The organism is Paraburkholderia sp. CHISQ3, from assembly GCF_030464945.1.
GTDB classification, from domain to species: domain Bacteria; phylum Pseudomonadota; class Gammaproteobacteria; order Burkholderiales; family Burkholderiaceae; genus Paraburkholderia; species Paraburkholderia megapolitana.
Genome location: NZ_JALPRG010000026.1, coordinates 2,501 through 5,560 on the forward strand (window position 1 = coordinate 2,501; position 3,060 = coordinate 5,560).

Genomic DNA, 3,060 nt, shown 5'->3' on the forward strand with positions numbered 1-3,060 from the left:
GCAAACAAGCTTTGATCCGGAGATGTCCGAATGGGGAAACCCACTCCTTATGGAGTATCCGTAGCTGAATACATAGGCTACGTGAAGCGAACGCGGTGAACTGAAACATCTAAGTAACCGCAGGAAAAGAAATCAACCGAGATTCCCAGAGTAGTGGCGAGCGAAATGGGATCAGCCTGTACTCTTTATCTTCGTTGTTAGCTGAACGCTCTGGAAAGTGCGGCCATAGCAGGTGATAGCCCTGTAAGCGAAAACAGTGAGGAAGAACTAGGTGTACGACAAGTAGGGCGGGACACGTGAAATCCTGTCTGAAGATGGGGGGACCATCCTCCAAGGCTAAATACTCGTGATCGACCGATAGTGAACCAGTACCGTGAGGGAAAGGCGAAAAGAACCCCGGGAGGGGAGTGAAATAGATCCTGAAACCGCATGCATACAAACAGTCGGAGCCTCGCAAGGGGTGACGGCGTACCTTTTGTATAATGGGTCAGCGACTTACATTCAGTGGCAAGCTTAACCGATTAGGGCAGGCGTAGCGAAAGCGAGTCCGAACAGGGCGATTCAGTCGCTGGGTGTAGACCCGAAACCAGGTGATCTATCCATGGCCAGGATGAAGGTGCGGTAACACGTACTGGAGGTCCGAACCCACTAACGTTGAAAAGTTAGGGGATGAGCTGTGGATAGGGGTGAAAGGCTAAACAAACCTGGAAATAGCTGGTTCTCTCCGAAAACTATTTAGGTAGTGCCTCGTGTATCACCTTCGGGGGTAGAGCACTGTCATGGTTGAAGGGTCCATTGCGGATTACTTCGCCATAGCAAACTCCGAATACCGAAGAGTGCAATCACGGGAGACAGACATCGGGTGCTAACGTCCGGTGTCAAGAGGGAAACAACCCAGACCGCCAGCTAAGGTCCCGAAATATGACTAAGTGGGAAACGAAGTGGGAAGGCTAAAACAGTCAGGAGGTTGGCTTAGAAGCAGCCATCCTTTAAAGAAAGCGTAATAGCTCACTGATCGAGTCGTCCTGCGCGGAAGATGTAACGGGGCTAAGTCATATACCGAAGCTGCGGATGCACATTTATGTGCATGGTAGGAGAGCGTTCCGTAAGCCTGCGAAGGTGCATTGAAAAGTGCGCTGGAGGTATCGGAAGTGCGAATGCTGACATGAGTAGCGATAAAGGGGGTGAAAGGCCCCCTCGCCGTAAGCCCAAGGTTTCCTACGCAACGTTCATCGGCGTAGGGTGAGTCGGCCCCTAAGGTGAGGCAGAAATGCGTAGCTGATGGGAAGCAGGTCAATATTCCTGCACCGACGTGAAATGCGATGGGGGGACGGATCGCGGAAGGTTGTCCGGGTGTTGGAAGTCCCGGTCGCTGCATTGGAGAAGGCACTTTGGCAAATCCGGGTGCGTAATTCAAGGGTGTGGCGCGAGCTCCTTCGGGAGCGAAGCAACTGGAAGGGGTTCCAGGAAAAGCCTCTAAGCTTCAGTTTCACGTTGACCGTACCGCAAACCGACACAGGTGGGCGAGATGAGTATTCTAAGGCGCTTGAGAGAACTCGGGAGAAGGAACTCGGCAAATTGGTACCGTAACTTCGGGATAAGGTACGCCCCTGTAGCTTGACTGGCCTGCGCCAGGAGGGTGAAGGGGTTGCAATAAACTGGTGGCTGCGACTGTTTAATAAAAACACAGCACTCTGCAAACACGAAAGTGGACGTATAGGGTGTGACGCCTGCCCGGTGCCGGAAGATTAAATGATGGGGTGCAAGCTCTTGATTGAAGTCCCGGTAAACGGCGGCCGTAACTATAACGGTCCTAAGGTAGCGAAATTCCTTGTCGGGTAAGTTCCGACCTGCACGAATGGCGTAACGATGGCCACACTGTCTCCTCCCGAGACTCAGCGAAGTTGAAGTGTTTGTGATGATGCAATCTCCCCGCGGCTAGACGGAAAGACCCCATGAACCTTTACTGCAGCTTTGCATTGGACTTTGAACCGGTCTGTGTAGGATAGGTGGGAGGCTTTGAAGCGTGGACGCCAGTCTGCGTGGAGCCGTCCTTGAAATACCACCCTGGTTTGTTTGAGGTTCTAACCTTGGCCCGTTATCCGGGTCGGGGACAGTGCATGGCAGGCAGTTTGACTGGGGCGGTCTCCTCCCAAAGTGTAACGGAGGAGTACGAAGGTACGCTAGGTACGGTCGGAAATCGTGCTGATAGTGCAATGGCATAAGCGTGCTTAACTGCGAGACCGACAAGTCGAGCAGGTGCGAAAGCAGGTCATAGTGATCCGGTGGTTCTGTATGGAAGGGCCATCGCTCAACGGATAAAAGGTACTCTGGGGATAACAGGCTGATACCGCCCAAGAGTTCATATCGACGGCGGTGTTTGGCACCTCGATGTCGGCTCATCTCATCCTGGGGCTGTAGCCGGTCCCAAGGGTATGGCTGTTCGCCATTTAAAGAGGTACGTGAGCTGGGTTTAAAACGTCGTGAGACAGTTTGGTCCCTATCTGCCGTGGGCGCTGGATATTTGAAGGGGGCTGCTCCTAGTACGAGAGGACCGGAGTGGACGAACCTCTGGTGTACCGGTTGTCACGCCAGTGGCATCGCCGGGTAGCTATGTTCGGAAGAGATAACCGCTGAAAGCATCTAAGCGGGAAACTCGCCTTAAGATGAGATATCCCCGGGGCTTCGAGCCCCTTGAAGGGTCGTTCAAGACCAGGACGTTGATAGGTCAGGTGTGGAAGCGCAGTAATGCGTTAAGCTAACTGATACTAATTGCCCGTAAGGCTTGATCCTATAACAGGTGTGTCTTACCGCACACCAGGTTTGAGATCAGTGTTGTGCACGATACGCACAACCCCAAACGAGAGGCTTCCTCTCAACTACTTCTTCCAGATTGGCTGTAGCGCCCTCAAAGGCGACACAGCAACAAGTCATGCCTGATGACCATAGCGTGTCGGTACCACCCCTTCCCATCCCGAACAGGACCGTGAAACGACTCCACGCCGATGATAGTGCGGATTGCCCGTGTGAAAGTAGGTAATCGTCAGGCTCCTCATGCTG

At 53.1% G+C, this 3,060-nt stretch carries 2 rRNA genes (1 of these 2 running past the window's edge); both read left to right on the forward strand.

Going from position 1 to position 3,060, the window contains the following annotated elements:
- Positions 1 to 2,793, forward strand: a 23S ribosomal RNA gene (locus tag M0D65_RS33010); it begins 88 nt to the left of the window's first position.
- A 142-nt stretch (positions 2,794 to 2,935) separates the two neighbouring features.
- Positions 2,936 to 3,049: ribosomal RNA gene (rrf, locus tag M0D65_RS33015) — 5S ribosomal RNA — on the forward strand.
- Positions 3,050 to 3,060: the final 11 nt, after the last annotated feature.